The following is a 20,383-nucleotide window of genomic DNA, read 5'->3' on the forward strand; positions in this document are numbered from 1 at the left end:
CTCACATGGCCGCAGCGGTCGGCGTGCGGCGGGCAAACAGCCAGTGATCGAGCGACACCGGCCCGGGGCCCCGCAGCGCGATCAGCAGCAGGCAGGCGGCCCAGGTTCCATGCGTCGGCCAGGCGCCGGGATAGACGAAGATCTGGATCACCAGCGTCATGCCGAGAAGCGCCAGCGCCGCGAAGCGCGTTCCCAGACCCAGCACCAGCAGGATGGGGAAGAAATGCTCGGCGAAAGCGGCCATATGCGCGGCGAGCCAAGGATCGATCAACGGCAATTTATATTCGTTTTCGAACAGGAAGATGGCGCTGTCATTGACCATGAAGCCGTCGACCTTGGTCTGGCCGGACTGCCAGAAGACCGCGGCGATCGACAGCCGCGCAATCAGCGACACCGGCCAGAGCGGAGCGGCCTCGGCCAGCCGCAAGGCGCGATCATAGAGAGACAGTGCGGATGTGGTCACGGTCATGGCTGTGGCTCCAGTGGTTCGAGCGCGGTGAAACATCCGGCCTGTATCAAGCCGGTCAGATGCAGGGTCAGGTCGAAATCGGCGACGCTTGCGGCGGCGGTCGCATAGGCGTCGCCCAGCGTCGCGCCTTCGGCGAGCGCGGTGAGAAACAACGCTCCGCCCGGCGGCAGCACGCGGGTCTCCACCAGCATCCGCGGGCGGCAGACGAGCACCTCCTCGGCCCGCCAATCGTTGATCGGACCGGGCTCGGCCTCGCCGGAATTCATCGCCCAGATCGTTCCGACCGGATGGGCGGAGGCGATGACGGCGAGCGAGGTATGGGCGCGGAACCGGATCTCGGCCAGCCGTTCGGGCGGCAGGGCGGCGAGCGCCTGCGGATCGAGCGGATCGGCGTCCGCGGCGTGATAGGCATGCGAGCGGGCGATCTCCAGCCGCGCCACGTCGGCGAGGTAAGGCAGTTCGGCAACCGGTTCGAAGCCAGCGAGAAACTCCGGCAGATCGTCGCCGTAAGTCAGGAGCAGCGGCGAGCGCGGCGGATGGGCGGAGACGAAGACCTCGGCCATCGCGGTGAAGAAGGCGTCGCCCACCAGTTTCTCGATGACGGGAAAGCGGCTGGCGAGCGCGCCCCGAAGCCCGATGGCGACATTGTCGCGATAGACGCGGAAGCGCCGTCCCACCGGCCCGCTCCAGGCTTTCACGCCCTCGGGCGGCGTCTCCCCGGGGGTCAGCAGCGCTGCGGCGAAGTGGTCGTGGATCTGCATCGTCACGCCGCCCGCGCCCGCGCCAGATCGAGAATGGCGCCGGCCGCGATCGCTTCCGAGCGCAGCACCGTCCAATCCGGCACGTCGTTGTCCCATTCGATTAGCGTCGGCAGCGGCCCGGTCTTCGCGATGGTCTCCCTGTAGAGCGTCCAGACCGGATCTTTCACCGGCGTGTCGTGGCTGTCGATCAGAAGGGCCGCGCCATGCTCGTCCTCGGTCTCGGAATGACCCGATAGATGGATCTCGCCGACATGGCCGAGCGGGAAACGGCCGAGATAGGCGCGCGGATCGAGATTGTGGTTGGCGGCGGCGACGAAGACATTGTTGATGTCGAGCAGCAGCCCGCAGCCGGTGCGGCGGGCGATCTCGCCGAGAAACTCGGTTTCCTCGATGTCGCTCGCCTCGAACAGCAGATAGGTGGCGGGATTTTCGAGCAGCATGCGCCGGCCCAATGTGTCCTGCACCTGATCGACATGGCCGACCACGCTGTCGAGCGTCGCCTGTTTATAGGGCAAGGGTAGGAGATCGTTGTAGAAATTCTCGCCGTGGCTCGACCAGGCCAGATGTTCGGAAAAGCTTTCCGGCTGATAGCGGTCGCAGACGATCTTCAGGCGCGCCAGATGGGCGCGATCGAGCGGCTGCGCGCCGCCGATCGACAGTCCCACGCCATGCACCGAGAGCGCGTAATCCTGCCTCAGTTTCGCAAGCCGCGCATGCGGCGGCCCGCCCGCGCCCATATAGTTTTCCGCATGCACCTCGAAAAAGCCGAGCGGTTGAGGCTCCCGGTCGATCTCGGAAAAATGCTCCGGCTTGAAGCCGACGCCGGGACGGGCGGGAAGCAGCGTCTGTCGCATGATCGGTGTCCTTTCGAGGCGTGAGGGTAGTGTTCAGGGTTTGACGGCGTGCACTGCCCGATCCGGCTGCCGCCACCTTCTCCCCGCGCCTGCGGGGAGAAGGACGAGTGTGGCAATGTCGGCGCTCCATCCTCCTTCTCCCCGCTGGCGCGGGGAGAAGGTCCCGGCAGGGGGATGAGGGGCGGTGCACGCCCTCGCCTCAGCCGATCTCCCCCCTTGAGGGGGAGATGCCCGGCAGGGAAGAGGGGGGTATGGCCGCGCACGCCGTCAAGGTGCGATCACATCGGCGCCGGGCCCTGCTCCAGCATGCCCATGCCGTCGGGGGTCTTCATGGTGACGCAGGTGCCGGCCGGGACGAGCTTCCAGGCGTTCTTCTGATAGTCGACCTTGGAGGTTCCGGCGCAGGTGGTGCCGGCGCCGGCGGCGCAGTCGTTCTGGCCCTTGAGCGCGACGCCGTAGCACTTTTCCTTGTCGGCGGCGGCGGCGGGGGCGGTCACGGCGGCCGAGAGGGCGGCGGCGACGGAAGCGGCGAGGACGGCGGTGTTGACGAAGTTCATGTGGATCTCCCAGTGATCGGTAAAGTCGGGTTGCGTGCGGAGGGGCGGATGGATCAGGCCGGGGTCAGCGAGCCCATGCCGTTCGGGGTTTCCATCTTGGCGCAGGTGCCGGCCGGCACGAGCTTGAAGGAGGCCTTGTCGTAATCGACCTTGGAATGGCCGGCGCAGTCATGCTTGCCGGCGGCGCAATCGTTCTGGCCCTTCAGCGCGACGCCGTAGCATTTTTCGGTGTCGGCGGCGGCGGCCGGAACCGAAACGGCGGCGAGCGCGGAGGCGAGAGAGCCGGCGAGCGTCAAAGTCAGCATGGTCTTGTTCATCGATCTGTCTCCGTTTGAGCGGCCATCCATCGGCCTGCAAAGGGGAATACGGGGGTATTTCCGCCTTCATTACAGCCATGGTGAAATTTTTTCGGAGGGGCCAAGCATCACGTCTTCGACACGCAAGCGTGATCCGAACGTCGCGACATTTGAATTTTTTCATCTTCGCGCTGTAATAAAGGCGCGGGCTCTTGCGTAACAGGGGATAACGCGTGGCGATTTCGGCGCGACAACAGCAATGGGCGACATGGATGCGGGCGGCGCTTTCGGGCGACGAGCGTGCCTATCACGCCTTTCTCACCGACGTCGCGCCGCATCTGCGCGCCATGGCGCGACGGCGATGCGACATGCTGGGCGCGGACAAGAGCATCGCCGAGGATATCGTGCAGGAGGTGCTGCTCAGCGTGCATCTCAAACGCGGCTCCTGGGATCCGTCCCGACCGATCGGCCCCTGGCTCGCCGCCATCACGCGCAACAAGCTGATCGACGCGCTGCGCCGCAGAGGCCGCCGCGTCGACATTCCCATCGAAGACGTGGCCGAGACGCTGGCCGCTCTCGACGCGGGAGAGACCGAGCAGGATCTGGGCGACGCCAGCCGTCTCCTCGACCGGCTCAAGGATCCGCAGCGCGACATCGTGCGCTCCATCTCGCTCGAAGGGCGGGAGGTGCGCGAGACCGCGGCGCGGCTGAACATGACCGAGGGCGCGGTGCGCGTGGCCCTGCACAGGGCGTTGAAGAACCTCGCGGCCCTTTATCGGAGCACGGTGGAATGAAGACCGAAGACCTGATCGCCCTGATGACCAAGGACGCCGGCAGCGTCAAACCGCTCGGGGGCGCCTTTTCCGGCTGGCTGGCGCTCGGCGCGGCAGGCTCCGCCGTCCTGTTCCTGCTCACGATCGGGTTGCGGCCGGATCTCGCGGTGATGATCGCCACGCCGCGCGTCGCCTTCAAGATCGTGTTGACGCTGCTCATCGCCGGCGCCGCCATTCTGCTGGCGCGCCGCATGGGCGAGCCCGGCCTGTCGCTGAAGCCGGCTTTCGCCCTCATCGCGCTCGCCGGCGTGGCGCTGGTCGCAGGCGTGGCGACCGAACTCGCCGCCCTGCCCCGCTCGGCCTGGGCGACCAGCCTGATCGGCCGCAACTCGCGCTTCTGCCTCGTCGCCATCCCGACGCTGTCGCTCCTGCCGCTTCTCGCCTTGATGCTGGCGCTTCGCCGCGGCGCGCCGGACCGGCCCGCCGCCGCGGGCGCGGGGGCGGGCCTCGCCGCCGGAGCGGTGGCGACCGCCATCTATGCCTGGCATTGCCCCGACGACAGTCCGCTCTTCGTGGCGTCCTGGTACATGCTGGCCATGCTGATCGTGACGGGCGTCGGCGCGGCCATCGGCGCCCGCGCGCTGAAGTGGTGAATTGGCGCGACGCAGCGATCTCGGCAATCGGAGATTGACGCATCGCGCGCAGTGTCGTTAAAGTCCTCCGCACAGTTGACGAAGCAATTTAGGAGGATGTGATGAGCGTTTTTACAGTAACGCCCGGCGATTACCTGTATTCATTTGCGAGCTTCGTGGGGGCGGTGGACGCCTTCATCTTCGCCCGGGCCGACTTCAGCGCCACCTCGAGTTCCTCGTTCAAGTCGGTCATCGAAGAAGGCCCGTTCGAAGGCCTGGGCTTCAGCGTCAAGGGCAGCGGATTTCGCTACAACGGCGACAGTTTGGCGGATGGGGTGATTTCCTCGATCACCGCCACCGAACGCGGCGAAACCATCTTCCGGATCACCGGCCAACTGGACATGGACGTGTTTCGTCCCTTGATCGTCAAGGAACTGACCGGCACGGACCGGCTGGCGATCGAGCGCAAACTGTTCAGCCAGGACTGGCGCTACACCGGCACCGACGCCGACGACATCGCCGCCAAGAACAGCCTTTTGGGCGGCGACGGCTACCGGTTCAATCCCAAGGGGAACGACGTCATCAAGCTCATGGGCGGCGATGACGATTTCTTCGCCGGCGACGGCAATGACGAAATCTATGGCGGCGCGGGCAATGACCGGCTGGACGCCGGCGCCGGCCGCGACCTCATCCATGGCGGCGCGGGCAAGGACACGCTGACCGGCGGCGCGGGCGGCGACACGTTTCTGTTCCGCCGCGGCGACGGCAAGGACACGATCGTCGATTTCGACGCCGAGGGCGGCGATCACGACCGCATCGATCTCTCCGACATCGGCGCGATCAAGAACTGGGCCGATCTCAAGGCGAACCATCTCGACAGGTACGGCGCGGATGCGATCATCGACGGCGGCGCCGGCGCGCAACTGCGGCTGGAGGACGTCAAGCTGGGCGACCTCGACAAGACCGACTTCCTGTTCTGAGCCGGACGATCGGCGCCTGATTTCCTGAGTATTTTCGGGACTATCGTTCGAATACGCTAAAATTACGGATCGGACGCTAACCCTTCGCTAACCGGAACGCGGTGTAACTCGGGCTCGGGAAAGCGCAGCCGCGCTTTCGGGACAGGGCGGAGTGTGCGCGTGTTGATGCCTGCGGAAATAAACCTGGCCTATCCGCGCATGGTGGATGCGCGGGCTGCGGTGCTGCTCGTCGAGGGATCGGAATCCCTCAGTCTGCTGCTGAAGACGCGCATCGAGGCCGAAGCCGACGTCGATGTCGTCGCCTGCCACACGCTCGCCGAGGCGCGCGCGGCGCTGCGGGCGCGACGCTTCACGCTCGTCGTCGCCGCCCGCACCCTGCCCGATGGGCCGGACGGCGAGATCGTGGCGGCGGCGGAAAAGGCGGAGACGCCGTTCATCCTGCTGACGGCGACCTTCGACCCCAGCCTGCGCAGCCGCTTCGCCCGGCAGCATCTCGTCGACTATTTCGTCAAGGACAATGCGCATGCGGCGCAGCTGGTGACGGCGGCGGTGGTCAAGTTCATCGCCAATCGCGACGTGACGGTGCTGGTGGTCGACGACAGCGCCTCCGGCCGCAGCAGGCTGACCGACATCCTCCGCCGGCAGAACTTCACCGTGACGCAGACCAGCTGCGCCGAAGACGCCATGCGCCGCATCGACGCCGGCGGCGTCGAACTGGTGATCGTCGACTATTACATGCCCGGCATGAACGGCTATGAGCTGATCCGCAAGATCCGCGAGACGCATCCGTCTGACCGCATCCGGCTGATCGGCGTTTCCGCCTCGTCCGACCGCATGCTCGCCGCCGCCTTCCTGAAAGCCGGCGCCTCGGACTTTCTCTATCGCCCCTTCGTTACCGAGGAACTGCAGTGCCGGCTCGATGCGCATGTGGAAACGCTGAACCAGATCAAGCGGTTGCGACATCTCGCCGAGCATGATCCGCTGACCGGCCTCCATAACCGCCGCGCCTTTTTCGAACACGCCCGGCGCCGCCTCCGCGACCTCGAAGACCGCGGCCGCCGCGGCTCGGTGTTCATCGTCGACATCGACCATTTCAAGCAGATCAACGACACGCATGGCCACGAGGCCGGCGACCGGGTGCTCATCGGCGCCGCGAAGCTGATCAAGGCGCATGCCGATCTGACCGGCGCGCTCTCGGCCCGGTTCGGCGGCGAGGAATTCGTGGTGCTGTCGACCGATCTGACCGATATCGCCGCCGAAGCCTCGGCGGAGGCGCTGCGCACCCATTTCGCCGCCAGCCGCTTCGACGCCGCGGACGAGCCGATCAGCGCGACCATCTCGATCGGGCTCGCCGAACTCGATCCGGGCGAAACGCTCTCCAACGCACTGAACGCCGCCGACCAGATGCTCTATCTGGCCAAAAGCGGCGGCCGCAACAGGGTGGTGTCGGACCGGTCGTTTGCGTGAGGGGGAGGCTTATAAGGCGTTTTTCAGGCTCCTCATCAAGCGCGTTGATTTTCGAGACAGCCTACTCGGCCGAAACTATAGGATTAGCCGTGATCGTAGGCCTGAAAATTATGATCCACCCATAGAATGAAGAAAATCTGCCCTACCTTGTATCCGATGAAGCGTTTTTTACCCACGTAATGAAGCGATAGAAAGTGGTCCACGTCATCGGTAACGGAGGCGGGAACAGGTCGTTTAATACGATTGCGAGGTATTTCTTCGCTCCCGAACCCCTTGTTCGAAGCGCCACGAATTTTTCGCCAAGGCTCCCGGCTGAGCATGAACATTCGCTTCGCGAGTGAAAGCCTGTCTTCATCTTCGCAGCAATTGAACGAATTTCCAGAGCCGTCCTGCATCTTTTCAAAAGAAAAAGCTGGCGGAAGAAGATCAAGACTCGCCGGGGCATTCTGCGCAGTAATTTTGAGGAAAGGCGCGACCTTTCCTTTTTGCTTAGTTGGCTTCGGCCTTCCCATAAACGGCCCTTACATAATCTTCATCGATTTGAGATCTAAAATACTCCAACAAGGATTCGACCGAAATTTTTCGGTCGCCTTTATAGGCATCATTCCAAGGCTTTTCTTCGTGGGTCATGTTGCGAAGCCGCCAAGGCGAATATTGGGCGTAATACTCGTAAATATCGTCGAGTGCCTCTCGGTCTTTCGGATCTATTTGCTCTGACTCAAAATCGTTGAGTGGCGGAATGGGCTGCGATCCGTACTCTTTGTACTTATGATACAAGACTGGCACGACCGGCCCATGATCCCATGCCTCTATTTCCTCGTGAAAAAGTGGCTCCCCATTTCTCATGGCCGTCAAGAGCCCCTGTGCGTAATAGCAAAGTTTTTGAAGCTTCAAGTTCGAGACATCATTGTCTTCGGCGTTCGTGCGCGTCCGGAAATATGATGCGATCTGATCCACAGAATATGTTGTCATGAAATATTGCTTCCTCAATGGCTGTCAGAAGAAGTCTCCCCTTAAACCGAGATACTACCACTATTTGCCGAGTGGTAAACCTACAATGTGGTTTTACTTTGGAAGGCGTCACAGGGCGTAGCGTTCGCCGAAGCATTCAGCCTGCCGATGCCTGCGCGGTTTTCTCTTGCTTCTCGCGGGTCCGGACGCCTATCCTGCCCCTCAATTGTTCTCAACGCCGCGTCGCCCCATGCTCGCCGCCTTTCGCGCTCTCTCAGCTCCCCAACGCTCCGCCCGCGCCGACCGGCACCTCGCCTATTGCCTGACATTCGCGGCCGGCGCCGCCAATGCCGGCGGCTTCATGGCGGTGGGGCAGTACACATCGCATATGTCGGGCATCGTCTCGGCCATGGCCGATCACCTGACGCTGGGTCAGGCGGCGCTCGTCGGCGCGGGACTTTCGGCCTTTATCGCCTTCGTGGCGGGGGCTGCGACCTCCGCCATCCTGGTCAACTGGGCGCGGCGGCGCGCGCTCGCCAGCGAATACGCGCTGCCGCTGATGCTGGAGGCGGCGCTGCTGGCGCTGTTTGCGCTGGTCGGGCCGCGGCTGCAGACCTATGCCTGGGCGCTGGCGCCGGCCACCGTGATGCTGCTCTGCTTCATCATGGGCCTGCAGAACGCCATCATCACCAAACTGTCGCAGGCGCGCATCCGCACCACCCATATCACCGGCCTCGTCACCGACATGGGCATCGAGATCGGCAAGGCGCTCTACTGGAACGCGCCCTCCTCGACGCTGCCGCCGGTCAAAGCCGACCGCGACAAGCTCGGCCTGCTCGCCAGCCTGATCGGCCTGTTCTTCGCCGGCGGGGCGCTGGGCGCAAAAGCCTTCATGACCACCGGCTTCGCAGCGGCCTATGCGCTGGCCGCATTGGTGGCGGCGCTGGCGATCGCGCCCGTCATCGAGGATCTGCGCAGGCTGCTCTCCGCCGGGCGTCGCCTGAACTGACGCCGCGTCGGTTGCGCTTGCGCGGGTCTTGCCGCCCCTCAATTGTTAACGCTCATTTCCCATTCGTAAACGGTAACCTTTGATTAACCATGAAATGCAACCATTTATAAACCATGGGGGCATGGGCATCGCATTCGAAGGGGTTACTAAAAATGCCAGTCATTACAATTGCGAACACCAAGGGCGGAGCAGGCAAGACGACGGCGGCGGTGCTGCTGGCGGTGGAGCTCGCCCATTGCGGCCACAAGGTCACGGTATTCGACAGCGACGCCCAGGCCTGGTTTTCGGAATGGTTCAACGCGGCGCGGCCGGCCGGCCTGATCACGCTGGTCACCCGCGTGACGCCGGCTTCGCTGGAATGTCAGATCCGCGACATGGAATCCGACGAATATTTCATCATCGACCTGGCCGGCGAACGCAACCAGCTGACCGCCACCGCGCTGGCCTTCGCCAATCACGTGCTGATCCCGGTTCAGGGCTCGGCGATGGACGCCAAGGGCGCGATGAAGATCCTCGACCTGATCAAGCAGATCAAGGCCGAGACCGGCTTCGACATTCCGCATTCGGTGCTTCTGTCGCGCGTCAACCCGATGGTGACCACGCATTCGCTCTTGGTCATCAAGGGCATGCTCGCCCAGCGCAACGTCAATGTGCTGGCCACGCCGATCGTGGAGCGCGGCGCCTATCGCGAAATGTTCGACCATGGAACGACGATCTACGATCTCGATCCGGCGAAAACCTCCAATCTCGATCGCGCCCAGTCCAACGCCCGCGAATTCGCCGCCGAAATCATGCGGCTGCTGCCGGCCCGCGTCATCCGCAGCGCGCGCCGCAAGACCTTCTTCGGCTGGGGCCGGGCGGCGTAAGCGCAGGAAGGTCTGATTGCGCGCCTGAAGGGGATGGACTATATTTCCCGAACGAAGAGCGTCATGAAGAGAATTTCTCTGGACGAGCACTGGACGAAACTCGTGGAGGACGCGGTCGAGGACGGCCGCTTCCGCTCCGCAGAGGACGTTGTGACCGCAGGTCTCCGACTGATGGAGGAGCGTGACGGCAGGCTCCGGGCGCTCAAGGACAAGGTCGCCGACGCGATTGCCCGAGGCGGGGCTGTGTCCGAACCGGAACTGGACGCTCTGCTGGTCGATCGAGCCGAAGCGCTGTTGCGCGAAGGCCTGTGATTGCGGCGGCTGGTCTATCTTCCAAGCGCCGCTGCAAACTGGAAGCTGTGCTTTGAAAGTCAATGTATTTCACAACGGGTTGCTGATTGGCTGCAGTCGCCTGGATGCGGCCGATCCGCCGATGAGCGTTGCGTCAGGACCATTTGAGCCGACGTCACACTATGATCCGCAACGCCATGCCAGCAACATCGACGGTGAGGACAACACCGGGCGCGTTGAAGAGCAATTGTCTGTCCGCTCGGAAGAGTTTGGGGGCATCGACTGCCAAGGCGTCATCATCGACGACTACAGCAAAACACTGGGGGAGATAAGCATCTCCGTGTTGTGCATACGCCATCCGGATTACGACACTTTATTTGCATCCAGTCCGGCCTATAAGGCCTATTGGGATTAATCCGCCTGACCTCACATCCCCGCCCGGCGCTCCAGCGCTTCGACCCGCTCGGTCAGATCGCTGAGCGCGGTCGTGTTCTGAAGACCGCCCTGCAGCGCGGTCAGAATATCGTTGTATTGGCTGCGGAGCTCGATGCGCATCTCGCGGATATGTTCCGAATTGGCGTCGAGAGTGTTTTCGATGTCCTCCATGCGGTGATGAAGCGCTTCCAGACGTTGCGCGAGCGCCTCCAGACGGCGCTCGATGGCCTCCAGACGGTGCGCGAGCGCGTCGAAACGATGCGTGACATCCGTCCGAAACTGCGCGAAATCCGACCGGAATAATGTGTGCTCCGATCTCATCTCGAGCACATCGCCCCGCACTTGCGTGTTCTGGCGCGACAGTTTGGTGAATTCCGACTCGAAGCGCCCGATGGCGCCGATGTTTTCGGAGATGTTGCCGTTCAGCGTCTTCATGCCGTCGAGAACGGCGGAGAACTGGTGGATCAGGCGCTTCTGAAACTCAAAATCTTCAGACATCGGGCGATCTCGGCGTTGATGGCAAGGATCATACAACGTTGCGATGACCGAGACAACAAGGACAACCGGCGGGGCCAAGCGGGCCGAACCTCCCTCCCCCTTGCCCCCGCCCCGCATTCGCTCTATCCAGCCCGCTCCCCTTTCCCCCGCCCCGGAGGCCTCAAAAATGCTCCCCTGGATCACCCTGGATACCGCGACGATCCCCGGCGGGACGGAGACGTTGCGGCTCAAGCAGCGGGGGACGGAGTTTTCGATCATGCTCGGGGCCAACGAGTTGATGAACAGCCGGCTCTATGGGTCGGAAGAGGCGCTCTCGACCTTGTCGATCGAGGCGCTCGCCGGGCGGCCCAAGCCCAAAGTGCTGATCGGCGGGCTCGGCATGGGGTTCACGCTGCGGGCGGCGCTCGGGCGGCTCGGCGGCGATGCGGAAGTCGAGGTGGCGGAGTTGGTGCCCCAGGTGGTCGACTGGGCGCGCGGGCCGATGGCGGCGCTGCATCAGGGGACGCTGGAGGATCCGCGCGTGACGATCACCGTGGGCGATGTCGGCGCGGTGATATCGGGCGGCAAAAGCTATGACGCGATCCTGCTCGATGTCGACAACGGCCCGGACGGGCTGAGCCGCACCGCCAATGACGCGCTCTACAACGCCCGCGGGCTGGGGCTGGCGAAAGCGGCGCTCAGCAAGGGCGGCGTGCTGGCCGTCTGGTCCTCGGGCCGCGACCCCGGCTTCACCAAAAGGCTCAATCAGGCGGGGTTCCGGACCGAGGAGAAGATCGTGCGCGCCACCGGCAAATCCGGCGCCAAGCACATGATCTGGCTGGCGGTAAAGCCGTAAGGCGTCCTGCGCGTCAGAAGATGAAGTCGCTGGCCCTGAAGTCGGCGCGCGTGACGTTTTCGATCGTCACCTGATCGTCGCCGGGCAGGTCGAGGATCACGTTCTTGCCGCTCTGGCGCATGACATTGGTCTTGAGATCGACGAAACTGTCGAAAGCCTCGCTCTGGGCGAAATCGCTGATGTCGATCCGGTCGTCGCCCGCCCCCTTGATCTGAAAACCGCGGATCCTGTCGGCCCCGCAATCGAGGCTGAAGACGAATGTGTCGCGCACGCCGTCTTTCACCGAACCGCCGATCAGCAGGTCGTCGCCGGCTCCGCCGTTCAACACATCCCTGCCGCCGAGTCCCCGGAGAATGTTGTCGCCGCGATTGCCGGTGATGACGTTGGCGTCGCCGTTGCCGAGGCCCCTGAGCGCGTCTGCGCCGCGCAGGATCAGGTTTTCGACGCCGCCGCTCAGCGCAAAGCTGCGCGCGCTCGACAGCGTATCGGTTCCCGCGCCGCCGAAGATCTCGTAATCGCCCGCGCCGAGAAAGATGACGTCGTCGCCTTCGCCTGCATCGACCGAACCGGCGATCAAACCGGAAAGAAGGCGCAGCGTATCGGCGCCGGCGCCGAGGGCGACATCGCCGGTAATGAGCCCGGTATTGACGAAGGTGGCGTCGGCAGAGGTCTCTGCCACCGAACCGTCGATGGTTCCGCTGTTCTGGATGCGGGCGAAACCGTCGATATCGCCGCTCAGCGTCACCGCCTCGCCGGACGCCGCCGCGATCACCCCGGTATTCTTGAGGGAAATGCCGGCGCCATTGAGCGAGACCGTGACGCCCACCGACGAGAGGTCGCCGGAATTGACCAGCGAACAGCTGTCGCCGACGAGCGAAATGGCGGCATTGACGCCGCTCATCTCGCCGCGATTGATCACGGCGTTCTTGTCGCCGGTCACGGCCACGCCGGCAAGGCCGCCGACGATCGAGCCGGCGTTGAACAGGTCCATCGACGTGGCGAATCCACCGATCCCGGATCCCCCCGCCAGAATGCCGCCATTGCGGCCGATGACGATTTGGTCGCTGACGCTGGCGAAAGTCAGGAAGTTGAAATCATCCGTCGATCCGAGCGTCACGCCTCCGCCGATCGTGGACAGGAGGTGACCGTCGATCAGCACGCTGCGCGACGTCGAAGACCCGGGTAGCGACACCGCGGCGTCGGTGGTGAACACCGTCGCGCCGGCGAGGATCGCGACCGAGGAAAAGTTTCCCGTGACGGTCACCGGCGTTGCGGTGCTGGATGTGATGAAGGTGCTGGCCATGATCGCTCTCGGTTCATGTGTTTCGTCTTCCGGAAGGCCGGCGGCGCTTGCCTTCGGATTGACAAAGGCTAAATTGAAAACTCGGTCGGCCAAACGCCCATTCCTGGGCGCATCCGTCTCAAAACTGGGCGGATCCGACGCGATCGGGGAGAGCGTGATGGACCAGATGAACCGCATGCCGAGGCCGGAGGCGCTTGCCGAACGCGCTGCGGCGCTTGCCGCCCATCCCGCCTTCCATCACGTCGCCCGGGCCGGCGCGCAGGGCCTGCTCGCGATGTACGACCAGAACCCCGAACTGGTGCGGCTGATCGGCAATCATCAGAAATGGCTGCTGACCGGGCTGATCTACGGCGCCTATCTCAAATCGATCGCGCCGGGGGCCGCCCGTCCCTTCTGCGCCGCCCAGGTCATCGAGGACGCCGACGCCGCCGGCATCCTCAGCCGCAACACCGTGCAGCAGACCATGGACGCGATGGCGGGCTACGGGCTGCTGGACAGGACCGATCATGCCGATGACGGCCGCGTCGTGCTGCTCGGCATTCCCGATCATATCCATGACTCGACGCGCGGGTGGCTGGCCATGCATTGCCAGGCGCTGGACGGGCTCGACGGCGGCAATCGCGCCGCCCGTTTCGTGAGCCGGCCGGAGCTGTTCGCAGCCATCCATCGCGGCCTGATGGCCGGCCTGACCCTGCCCGGCGGCTGGCGCGATCCGCCCGAGGACGTGGCGCTGTTCTACGACGCCCGCCACGGCTTCCTGCTCGCCGAACATCTGGCCGCCACCGCCGAAGCCGAGGGCTCCCGTTTTTGGGTGGCGGGCCTCACCCGCAGCGGCGTCAGCCGCCGCTACGGCATCGGCCGCTCCACCGTGCACCGGCTGTTCCAGGCGGCGGAAGCCAAGGGGCTGTTTTGCCTGGGAGACGGCGGCGTCACAGTCTCTTCCGGCTTCATGGCCAGTTACGCCGGCTGGCAGGCGCTGAAATTCGCGGCGCTGGATCTCGCCGTGGAGCGGGCGTTTTCCGGCGACGCCTGAGCCCTCACCAGGATGTCAGCGCCCTGAGCGTCGGGGTCTTCTTGAAGACGTGATCGTCCATGCGGGTGAAGAGGCGGTCGATGAGGCCGACGGCCTCGACCACGGCGGGACCCTTGTTGAGCATCACGCATTCGGCGCGGGCGGCCATGGCGGCGTCGGTCATTTCGCCGCGCGAGGGCACGCCGTCCTTGACCAGATCCTCCAGCACCTGGGTGGCCCAGATCACCGGGGTGGCCGCCGCCTCGCAGATCCACAGGATCTCCTCCTGCATTTCCGCCAGCCGCTCGAAACCGATTTCGGCGGCGAGATCGCCGCGGGCGATCATCACGCCGAAGGGCCTGCTGGCCCGGGCGATGAGCGCGGGCAGATTGCGGACGGCTTCCGGCTGCTCGATCTTGGCGATCAGCGCCAGCGCTCGGGCCGGTTCGCCGGCGCGGAGAAGCGCGTCCTCGAACAGGTCGAGATCGTCGGGCCGGCTGACGAAGGAATAGCCGATCATGTCGGCGATGCCGATCACGGTCGTCAGATCCGTCTCGTCCTTGGCGGTCAGCGGCGACAGGCCGAGCGCGGTGTCGGGCAGGTTGACGCCTTTTTCCGGCTTCAGCTTGGCGCCGCCGGCCTTGGCATTGACGACGCGCAACAGGACGTCGCCGTCGCGCTTTTCCTCCACCACCGCTTCGAGCTTGCCGTCGTCATAGCGGAGGCGATGGCCGACCTCCAACCGGGTGACGATGTCGGGCAGCGACACCGAGGCGGCGAAGCGGGCGCGACCGTCGAGCGCGGGCGCGTCGATGGTCAGGCGAAAGAGATCACCGGGGGCGAGTTTTCCGGCCTTCTTCTCCGACACGACCGTCTCGACGCGGATCTTCGGGCCGGCAATGTCCATCAGCACGGGAATGTCGCGGCCGAGTCGTCGAGCGGCCGTGCGGACATGGTCGGCGATGGCGCGCCAGACATCGGGGCCGTCATGGGCGCAATTGATGCGGGCGACGTCCATGCCGGCTTCGGCGAGCGCCAGCACGAAATCGGCGTCGCCGGCCGCCTCGCTCGGCATGGTGACCATGATCCGGCCGCGCCTGTTGACGCGCGGCGCGCCGAACAGACGATCGGTCGCCGCGATCAGCCTGGCCTCGCCGGAAAAGAACTCCTCCTCCGTAGGCGTGGCGTGTTCGGCGACGCCGCCGGACAGCGCGGCCAGAGCATGGGCGACCGCGTCGAGCGTCGGCAGCACCCGGCTTTCCATCCGCCCGAGCGAGGAGAGGCCGCGCGCCATCAGCCTGCGTTGCAGCGGCCGGAGATCGCGATGGCGCAGCGCGAGATAGGCGGCGAGATTGAACAGTTCGGGGCTGGCCTCGGCGGGATCGAGCCCGAAGCCTGCGATCAGCGCGGGGGCGGCGTCGGTCGCCTCGCGCCTGAGCGCGATGATCTCGTCGAGCAGCGCGGCGGCGTTGTCTTCGGGGGCGATGGGTTGGGGGGCGATGTCGACATGCGCGTCCATGGCGGGCGATCCTCGTGGCGTTGGCCGGCATCCTAGCCGCAGCCTGCGAAGCCCCCATGACAGGGATCAAACGGCGCTGTCGAAAAAGCCTCCGCCGCGCAGGCCGCGAACCGGATTTTCGAGCTTCGCCATTTGCTTGCCCCGGAATCAGTGCTAACCCTCCGAAGAGACGTTTCACAGGATCGCCCGCCGTCGATGTTCCGCCTGCCCTTCCTCGTCGCGCTCGCGCTCCTCGTCGCTTTCGGCCTCGGCATCGGCTTGACGGTGATGATGCTCGACGCCTCCTCCGGTTTCGGCGCGATCCGCATCGGCGCCTGGAAAGCCTTTCCGGCGGCGCAGACGGCGGACGCCGACCCCTATGCCCGATCCCATCGCGCCCGCGCCGGACGGCTGCTCTACGGGGCGGCGGAAGGCCTGACCTTCACGGCCGAAACCGACGACGGCGGCCAGGGGCTGACGCCGGCCTGCACCTATCGCATCAGCGGCCAGACGCCGCCGGCGCGGTTCTGGACGCTCTATCCCGCCGACGCCAGGGGCGAGCCGATCGCGGTCGATCCCGCTTTGCCCGGCGCGCTCAATTCGGTGACGGCGCTGCGCCGCGCCGACGGCGGCTTCACCATCGCCGTCTCGCCGCGGGCGCAGGCCGGCAACTGGTTGGCTGCGCCGGCCGACAGGCCCTATCGGCTGGCGCTGACGCTGTTCGACACGCCGGCGGCAGGCTCCTCCGGCCTGATCGACGTGGCGATGCCGACACTCGAAAAGGTCGGTTGCCCATGATCCGCGCCTCGCTCTTTTCCCTGCTGGTCGGCGTCGCCGGCGCGGCGCTGCTGCATGTGATCATCGTGCTGGCGCTGCCCGCCTTCACCGGCATCGACGCCTATACCAAGCTCACCAATTACGACGCCGACCAGCGCTTCGTCCGGTTCGGCGCCGAGCCCGACGCGCTGGGGTTCTCCAACGGCGATCCCTTCCTGCGCACCGCCGCCTGCCTGGTGTCGGTGGCCGAGCGGCCGGTCAGGCTGGCGGCGCCGGGCGGGCCGGTGTTCTGGTCCTTCGCCGTCTACGATTCCGACTCCAACGAAATCTTCTCGATGAACGACCGCTCGCAGGCGGGCGGCGATCTCGACGCCATCCTCGGCTCGCCCGAGCAGCTGGCCCGCATCCGCCGCGACAATCCCGACGCAGCCTCCGACAACGTGCTGATCGAAATGCCGCGCCCGGAAGGCTATGTCGTCATCCGCGCGCTCGCGCCGACGCCCAGCCGGGAGCAGGCGGCGCGAGACTTCCTCGACGGCGCGAGCTGCGAGGGGGCGTGACGCCCCAGGCAAGCCCTGTTTCCAGCCAAATCGTTGCCATCAAAAGTTTTTTCGGCGCTCAGAGTTAACGCGCAATGAAGTTTTGAGACTTGTATAAACAATTTAAGCACATCCCCTGATACACCCGAAAATGCTCAGGGCAAACATAACTTCTCAGAGCGCTTTCATAAGGAACATTTAAGATTCTGGATCGCTAATGGGGCGGTCAAACGAATTGGCCGTTCCTGGAAAAGACGAACAACGCGCTTCTCCTGAACCTCATCTCTAACACGCCGGACGAAAATTCCGACATCGACGCGACATAAGGTTGCGCCGAAACCCTTGGCCGTGACCGCGCGCAAGCGCGATCCTTCCGCCGATCTGCTTCGTTGCGGCGATGATTGCCGCTCGCGCTTCCCGACATATCAAACCTGGCAAGCCGGTCTTTCAACGGACGCGGCGCGAGCACCTGCGCATAGGAAAAACTGATGACCACCTATAGTGAAATCCTCACCCTTCTCGGCTCCGGCACTTCCGTCGACCTGCCGGACGACGAAGCCTCGATCACGCTGGAACAGGCGATTTCGCTCGCCGACGCCGGCGTCAGTTTCGGCGCGGGAGACGTGCTCACGGTCGCCGACACGGCCGCAAACCTGCAACAGATCGACGATGACGGCGTCGCCAAGATCGCGACGCTCGGCGTGTCGCTCATCAAGGCCACCGACAGCGCGCTCACGCTGAGCCTGTCGCAGGTCAATGCGCTGGCCGCCGCCGATATCGGCGCGGGCTACAGCTCCGGCGAATATGGCTGGTCGTCGGAAGGCGACACTCAGGTCGTCGCCACCTCATCGACCTATGATTCCAATGTGACCGCCCTGAAAGCCGGCGGCTATGTGGTCACGTGGTCGTCCTACGACGCGTCGCAAAGCGGATACACCAACTATTTCGAGATCCTGAACTCGGATGGCTCCAGCGCCGGGGAACCGACCGCCATCTCCAACACGTCCTCGAATAGCGGCTGGGCGTCGGTCGAAACCACCGCGCTCGACAATGGCGGCTTCGCCATGGTCTGGACGGACTTCACCACGAGCAAGGTCAAGCTGGTGACCTACTCCGCCGACGGGGTCCGCGACATCGCCCTGGACGTCGCCGACGCGACATCGTCGCAATCATACTATTCCTATAACGAGATCAACGCTCTGCCCGACGGCAACCTCGTGGTGACCTGGTCGAACTACGGCAAGGACGGCTCGGGCTACGGCGTCTATATGAAAATCCTCGATGCGTCCGGCGACGAGGTGCTGGCGGAGACGAGGGTCAACGACTATACGAGCAGCGACCAATACAATCAGAAAATAACGCCGTTGGAAAACGGCTCCTTCGCGATCGTCTGGACCTCCTCCTATCAGGACGGCAGCAACGAAGGCGTCTATATGAAGATCTATTCGGCGGACGGCGTCGAGATCCTGGGCGAAACGCGCGTCAACGACTACACGGCCAGCACCCAGTATCTGCCGAGGATCGTCGCCCTCGCGGATGGCGGTTTCTCCGTGACCTGGTCGTCCTATGAGCAGGATGGCTCGAGCTACGGCGTTTACACCAAGGTCTATGACGACAATGGCGAGGTTGTGCTGGGGGAAACCAGGGTCAACGACACGACAGAAGGCGAACAATACTGGTCGGACGTCACGCCGCTGGCGAAGGGCGGCTTCGTGACGACCTGGATGGGCTATGACGCGTCCAGCAATTACGAGATCTTCTGCAAGCAGTACGCAGCCGACGGCTCGACGGTCACCGCCGAATTCCAGGTGAGCGCCGGCTCCAACTCGTTGGATTATTTTCCATCCGTGCTTGCCTTGAGCAATGGCGGCTATGCGGTGGCCTGGTACACGCTCGACTCGTCGGGATGGATGCCGACCGTCCGGATCTATGACGAGGACGGCAACGCAGTCGGCGACGCGATGCCCGTGTCAGCGACGCACCCGGCGACGGACCTCGGCTATGGATATGGAGAGGACTACGGCGTCAATCTGGTCGAACTCGACAATGGCGGCATCGTCGTCGCCTGGGGCGCATCGGACGGCATCTACACGCAGACATTCGAAATCGGCGTCGAAGCCGCCAGCCTCAGCGAACCGGCCGAGACGATCGAAAACCTGTCGCCGTCCGACATCGCCGACCTGATCGAGCTGGGCGTCAAGACCATCCATGTCACCGACGCCGGCGACGTGACGCTGTCGAGCGATCTCGCCACGTCGCTGATCGGCATCGCCGGCCTGAAGATCCTGGAGGCTTCCTCGGTGACCGTGTCGGCCGAAGGCGCGACGCTCGATGATTTCGAGGCCGCCGATATCGCCAAGCTCGGCGCGATGGGCGTCACGGCGATGGACGCCGCCGACGATGCTGCGACGCTGAGCTACGACCAGGCCAGCGCCTATGTGAGCGCCGACATCGCCTTCTCGACCAGCGATAAGGTCACCGTGCAGATGGAGTCGTCGGAGCTCGCCGAACTCGACGCCACCGCCATCGCCGACCTCGCCGGCATCGGCGCCGACGTGCTCGATCTGACCGACGACGCCGTCACCCTGTCCGCTTACGGCGCTCAAGTCCTGATCGACGCCGGCCTCACCTTCGCGGACGGCGACGCCGTCACGGTCAGCGGAACGGCCGCGGAACTCGACACGTTCATCGCCGCCTATGTCGAAGGCGACGCGACATTCGTCGATCAGTTCGACGTTGCGGATGACGGCGCGGTGACCCTCGCCGTCGCCGAATGGCGCGCCCTGTCGGATCTCGGCGCAGCCTTCTCCGAAGGCGACTCCATCGTGATCGCCGACGGCTGGGAAGGCTTGGCCACGCTGACGCCCGACGATGTCGACAGCCTCGCCGCGTATGGCGTCAAGGAAATCACCTTCACCGGCGGCTCGACCAATATCGACGGCGACGTCGTCCGGGAAATGGCGATCGAGGGACTGGCCTTCACCGAGGACGCCGGAACGGTGGTCCGCATGACGGTGAGCGCAGACGACGTCTCGGGCTTGACGACAGACGACATCACCGCACTGGCCGCCATCAAGATCGACGCATTCTTCGTCGAGGAAGACGCGAGCGTGACGCTGGACCAGGTGGCGGCTCTCGCGGACGCAGGCGTGAGCGTCTATTCCACCGGCACGCTGGCGCTGGCGATCAGCGTGGCCGAAGCCCAGAGCTTCGACGCGGCGACATTCGAGACGGCTGAAACCGTCGGCGTCAACGCGCTGCAGATCTCCGACGCCGCAGCGCAGATCGCCACGCTCACCAGCCTGACCCCGGACGTGTGGTCGACGATCCAGGGGGCGACGCTGAATGTCGACGGCGGTCAGGGCGCATTCACGCTCGCCGAGGCGAGCGGGCTGATCGACGCCGGCTTCACGTTTGTCGACGGCAATACGATCACGGCCACCCTCACTTTGGCCGAAGCCAAGGTTCTGGAGAGCGCGACGAGCGATGCGCTGGACGCCGCGGGCGTCGACATCCTCCGGCTCGAGGCCGCGCCGGCCGACATCAAGGCGCTGACCACGACCGAAATCGCCGCGCTGGG

At 64.7% G+C, this 20,383-nt stretch carries 23 protein-coding genes; 13 read left to right on the forward strand and 10 right to left on the reverse strand.

Going from position 1 to position 20,383, the window contains the following annotated elements; translation table 11 throughout:
* Position 1 precedes the first annotated feature (1 nt).
* The 5 genes from OCK01_RS08690 to OCK01_RS08710 all read right to left on the reverse strand — a co-directional run bounded on the left by OCK01_RS08690 (position 2) and on the right by OCK01_RS08710 (position 2,958).
* The gene (locus tag OCK01_RS08690; protein ID WP_182826874.1) at positions 2-469 is read right to left on the reverse strand and encodes a DoxX family protein; all 468 of its coding nucleotides are present in this window, start codon (positions 467-469) and stop codon (positions 2-4) included.
* Complete coding sequence (locus OCK01_RS08695) at positions 466-1,230, reverse strand: DUF2063 domain-containing protein (RefSeq protein ID WP_263823607.1); 765 nt, start codon at positions 1,228-1,230, stop codon at positions 466-468. The genes OCK01_RS08690 and OCK01_RS08695 overlap by 4 nt, the downstream gene beginning before the upstream one ends.
* Positions 1,231-1,232: 2 nt before the next feature.
* A complete protein-coding gene (locus OCK01_RS08700) occupies positions 1,233-2,084 on the reverse strand; it encodes a DUF692 domain-containing protein (RefSeq protein WP_263823584.1) in 852 nt (283 codons plus the stop codon).
* Positions 2,085-2,362: 278 nt separating this feature from the next.
* Entirely contained in the window at positions 2,363-2,641 is a 279-nt protein-coding gene (locus OCK01_RS08705; RefSeq protein ID WP_263823585.1) for a DUF2282 domain-containing protein, read from the reverse strand.
* Between the two features lie 53 nt (positions 2,642-2,694).
* Complete coding sequence (locus OCK01_RS08710) at positions 2,695-2,958, reverse strand: DUF2282 domain-containing protein (protein ID WP_263823586.1); 264 nt, start codon at positions 2,956-2,958, stop codon at positions 2,695-2,697.
* A 212-nt stretch (positions 2,959-3,170) separates the two neighbouring features.
* On the opposite strand from OCK01_RS08710, the gene OCK01_RS08715 reads away from it, so the two are divergent.
* The 4 genes from OCK01_RS08715 to OCK01_RS08730 all read left to right on the forward strand — a co-directional run bounded on the left by OCK01_RS08715 (position 3,171) and on the right by OCK01_RS08730 (position 6,789).
* Positions 3,171-3,731 carry a sigma-70 family RNA polymerase sigma factor gene (locus tag OCK01_RS08715; protein ID WP_263823587.1) on the forward strand — a complete coding sequence of 187 codons (561 nt, stop codon included), beginning with the start codon at positions 3,171-3,173 and terminating at the stop codon, positions 3,729-3,731.
* The gene (locus OCK01_RS08720) at positions 3,728-4,363 is read left to right on the forward strand and encodes a DUF1109 domain-containing protein (RefSeq protein ID WP_263823588.1); all 636 of its coding nucleotides are present in this window, start codon (positions 3,728-3,730) and stop codon (positions 4,361-4,363) included. The genes OCK01_RS08715 and OCK01_RS08720 overlap by 4 nt, the downstream gene beginning before the upstream one ends.
* Positions 4,364-4,464: 101 nt before the next feature.
* A complete protein-coding gene (locus tag OCK01_RS08725; RefSeq protein ID WP_263823589.1) occupies positions 4,465-5,322 on the forward strand; it encodes a calcium-binding protein in 858 nt (285 codons plus the stop codon).
* 165 nt (positions 5,323-5,487) lie between these two features.
* Positions 5,488-6,789, forward strand: coding sequence for a diguanylate cyclase (locus tag OCK01_RS08730; protein WP_263823608.1), 1,302 nt, complete (start codon positions 5,488-5,490; stop codon positions 6,787-6,789).
* 83 nt (positions 6,790-6,872) lie between these two features.
* On the opposite strand, the gene OCK01_RS08735 is transcribed toward OCK01_RS08730, so the two are convergent.
* Both OCK01_RS08735 and OCK01_RS08740 read right to left on the reverse strand, forming a co-directional pair.
* Positions 6,873-7,301, reverse strand: a complete 429-nt coding sequence (locus tag OCK01_RS08735) for a hypothetical protein (protein ID WP_263823590.1) — start codon at positions 7,299-7,301, stop codon at positions 6,873-6,875.
* On the reverse strand, positions 7,279-7,761 hold the full coding sequence (locus OCK01_RS08740; RefSeq protein WP_263823591.1) for a Panacea domain-containing protein: 483 nt from the start codon (positions 7,759-7,761) through the stop codon (positions 7,279-7,281). The genes OCK01_RS08735 and OCK01_RS08740 overlap by 23 nt, the downstream gene beginning before the upstream one ends.
* Positions 7,762-7,990: 229 nt before the next feature.
* Here OCK01_RS08740 and OCK01_RS08745 point away from each other — a divergent pair, with 229 nt between their 5' ends.
* The 4 genes from OCK01_RS08745 (at position 7,991) to OCK01_RS08760 (ending at position 10,321) form a co-directional block, all read left to right on the forward strand.
* Positions 7,991-8,749, forward strand: coding sequence for a YoaK family protein (locus tag OCK01_RS08745; RefSeq protein WP_263823592.1), 759 nt, complete (start codon positions 7,991-7,993; stop codon positions 8,747-8,749).
* A 152-nt stretch (positions 8,750-8,901) separates the two neighbouring features.
* On the forward strand, positions 8,902-9,615 hold the full coding sequence (locus OCK01_RS08750) for a ParA family protein (RefSeq protein ID WP_263823593.1): 714 nt from the start codon (positions 8,902-8,904) through the stop codon (positions 9,613-9,615).
* Positions 9,616-9,678: 63 nt separating this feature from the next.
* Positions 9,679-9,927: a type II toxin-antitoxin system ParD family antitoxin gene (locus tag OCK01_RS08755; protein ID WP_263823594.1), complete on the forward strand. Its 249-nt coding sequence runs from the start codon at positions 9,679-9,681 to the stop codon at positions 9,925-9,927.
* A 52-nt stretch (positions 9,928-9,979) separates the two neighbouring features.
* Positions 9,980-10,321, forward strand: a complete 342-nt coding sequence (locus tag OCK01_RS08760; protein ID WP_263823595.1) for a hypothetical protein — start codon at positions 9,980-9,982, stop codon at positions 10,319-10,321.
* A gap of 11 nt (positions 10,322-10,332) precedes the next feature.
* On the opposite strand, the gene OCK01_RS08765 is transcribed toward OCK01_RS08760, so the two are convergent.
* Positions 10,333-10,839, reverse strand: a complete 507-nt coding sequence (locus tag OCK01_RS08765; RefSeq protein ID WP_263823596.1) for a hypothetical protein — start codon at positions 10,837-10,839, stop codon at positions 10,333-10,335.
* Positions 10,840-11,005: 166 nt separating this feature from the next.
* On the opposite strand from OCK01_RS08765, the gene OCK01_RS08770 reads away from it, so the two are divergent.
* On the forward strand, positions 11,006-11,674 hold the full coding sequence (locus OCK01_RS08770; protein WP_263823597.1) for a spermidine synthase: 669 nt from the start codon (positions 11,006-11,008) through the stop codon (positions 11,672-11,674).
* 13 nt (positions 11,675-11,687) lie between these two features.
* Here the strand turns inward: OCK01_RS08770 and OCK01_RS08775 are convergent, their stop codons facing one another.
* Positions 11,688-12,977 carry a hypothetical protein gene (locus OCK01_RS08775; RefSeq protein ID WP_263823598.1) on the reverse strand — a complete coding sequence of 430 codons (1,290 nt, stop codon included), beginning with the start codon at positions 12,975-12,977 and terminating at the stop codon, positions 11,688-11,690.
* Positions 12,978-13,134: 157 nt separating this feature from the next.
* Here OCK01_RS08775 and OCK01_RS08780 point away from each other — a divergent pair, with 157 nt between their 5' ends.
* On the forward strand, positions 13,135-14,010 hold the full coding sequence (locus tag OCK01_RS08780; RefSeq protein ID WP_263823599.1) for a hypothetical protein: 876 nt from the start codon (positions 13,135-13,137) through the stop codon (positions 14,008-14,010).
* Between the two features lie 4 nt (positions 14,011-14,014).
* Here OCK01_RS08780 and OCK01_RS08785 read toward each other — a convergent pair whose 3' ends face one another.
* Positions 14,015-15,508 carry a pyruvate kinase gene (locus tag OCK01_RS08785; RefSeq protein WP_263823600.1) on the reverse strand — a complete coding sequence of 498 codons (1,494 nt, stop codon included), beginning with the start codon at positions 15,506-15,508 and terminating at the stop codon, positions 14,015-14,017.
* 195 nt (positions 15,509-15,703) lie between these two features.
* Between OCK01_RS08785 and OCK01_RS08790 the strand changes: the two genes are divergently transcribed.
* From OCK01_RS08790 to OCK01_RS08800, 3 genes are all read left to right on the forward strand, one after another.
* Complete coding sequence (locus tag OCK01_RS08790; RefSeq protein ID WP_182826890.1) at positions 15,704-16,285, forward strand: DUF1214 domain-containing protein; 582 nt, start codon at positions 15,704-15,706, stop codon at positions 16,283-16,285.
* Positions 16,282-16,824, forward strand: coding sequence for a DUF1254 domain-containing protein (locus OCK01_RS08795; protein ID WP_263823601.1), 543 nt, complete (start codon positions 16,282-16,284; stop codon positions 16,822-16,824). Before OCK01_RS08790 ends, OCK01_RS08795 begins: the two co-directional genes overlap by 4 nt.
* Before the next feature lie 467 nt (positions 16,825-17,291).
* On the forward strand, positions 17,292-20,383 hold a 3,092-nt coding region (locus OCK01_RS08800; RefSeq protein ID WP_263823602.1), incomplete at its 3' end, for a hypothetical protein.

The sequence above is a fragment of the Rhizobium sp. TRM95796 genome (genome assembly GCF_025779995.1).
Classification (GTDB): domain Bacteria; phylum Pseudomonadota; class Alphaproteobacteria; order Rhizobiales; family Rhizobiaceae; genus Rhizobium_E.

What these genes read in the sequence shown, in the direction of transcription:
- OCK01_RS08690 (WP_182826874.1), bottom strand. Translation starts at nt 469, where the DNA reads ATGACCGTGACCACATCCGCACTGTCTCTCTATGATCGCGCCTTGCGG.
- OCK01_RS08695 (WP_263823607.1), bottom strand. Translation starts at nt 1,230, where the DNA reads ATGCAGATCCACGACCACTTCGCCGCAGCGCTGCTGACCCCCGGGGAG.
- OCK01_RS08700 (WP_263823584.1), bottom strand. Translation starts at nt 2,084, where the DNA reads ATGCGACAGACGCTGCTTCCCGCCCGTCCCGGCGTCGGCTTCAAGCCG.
- OCK01_RS08705 (WP_263823585.1), bottom strand. Translation starts at nt 2,641, where the DNA reads ATGAACTTCGTCAACACCGCCGTCCTCGCCGCTTCCGTCGCCGCCGCC.
- OCK01_RS08710 (WP_263823586.1), bottom strand. Translation starts at nt 2,958, where the DNA reads ATGAACAAGACCATGCTGACTTTGACGCTCGCCGGCTCTCTCGCCTCC.
- OCK01_RS08720 (WP_263823588.1), top strand. Translation starts at nt 3,728, where the DNA reads ATGAAGACCGAAGACCTGATCGCCCTGATGACCAAGGACGCCGGCAGC.
- OCK01_RS08725 (WP_263823589.1), top strand. Translation starts at nt 4,465, where the DNA reads ATGAGCGTTTTTACAGTAACGCCCGGCGATTACCTGTATTCATTTGCG.
- OCK01_RS08730 (WP_263823608.1), top strand. Translation starts at nt 5,488, where the DNA reads ATGCCTGCGGAAATAAACCTGGCCTATCCGCGCATGGTGGATGCGCGG.
- OCK01_RS08735 (WP_263823590.1), bottom strand. Translation starts at nt 7,301, where the DNA reads ATGGGAAGGCCGAAGCCAACTAAGCAAAAAGGAAAGGTCGCGCCTTTC.
- OCK01_RS08740 (WP_263823591.1), bottom strand. Translation starts at nt 7,761, where the DNA reads ATGACAACATATTCTGTGGATCAGATCGCATCATATTTCCGGACGCGC.
- OCK01_RS08745 (WP_263823592.1), top strand. Translation starts at nt 7,991, where the DNA reads ATGCTCGCCGCCTTTCGCGCTCTCTCAGCTCCCCAACGCTCCGCCCGC.
- OCK01_RS08750 (WP_263823593.1), top strand. Translation starts at nt 8,902, where the DNA reads ATGCCAGTCATTACAATTGCGAACACCAAGGGCGGAGCAGGCAAGACG.
- OCK01_RS08755 (WP_263823594.1), top strand. Translation starts at nt 9,679, where the DNA reads ATGAAGAGAATTTCTCTGGACGAGCACTGGACGAAACTCGTGGAGGAC.
- OCK01_RS08765 (WP_263823596.1), bottom strand. Translation starts at nt 10,839, where the DNA reads ATGTCTGAAGATTTTGAGTTTCAGAAGCGCCTGATCCACCAGTTCTCC.
- OCK01_RS08770 (WP_263823597.1), top strand. Translation starts at nt 11,006, where the DNA reads ATGCTCCCCTGGATCACCCTGGATACCGCGACGATCCCCGGCGGGACG.
- OCK01_RS08775 (WP_263823598.1), bottom strand. Translation starts at nt 12,977, where the DNA reads ATGGCCAGCACCTTCATCACATCCAGCACCGCAACGCCGGTGACCGTC.
- OCK01_RS08780 (WP_263823599.1), top strand. Translation starts at nt 13,135, where the DNA reads ATGGACCAGATGAACCGCATGCCGAGGCCGGAGGCGCTTGCCGAACGC.
- OCK01_RS08785 (WP_263823600.1), bottom strand. Translation starts at nt 15,508, where the DNA reads ATGGACGCGCATGTCGACATCGCCCCCCAACCCATCGCCCCCGAAGAC.
- OCK01_RS08790 (WP_182826890.1), top strand. Translation starts at nt 15,704, where the DNA reads ATGTTCCGCCTGCCCTTCCTCGTCGCGCTCGCGCTCCTCGTCGCTTTC.
- OCK01_RS08795 (WP_263823601.1), top strand. Translation starts at nt 16,282, where the DNA reads ATGATCCGCGCCTCGCTCTTTTCCCTGCTGGTCGGCGTCGCCGGCGCG.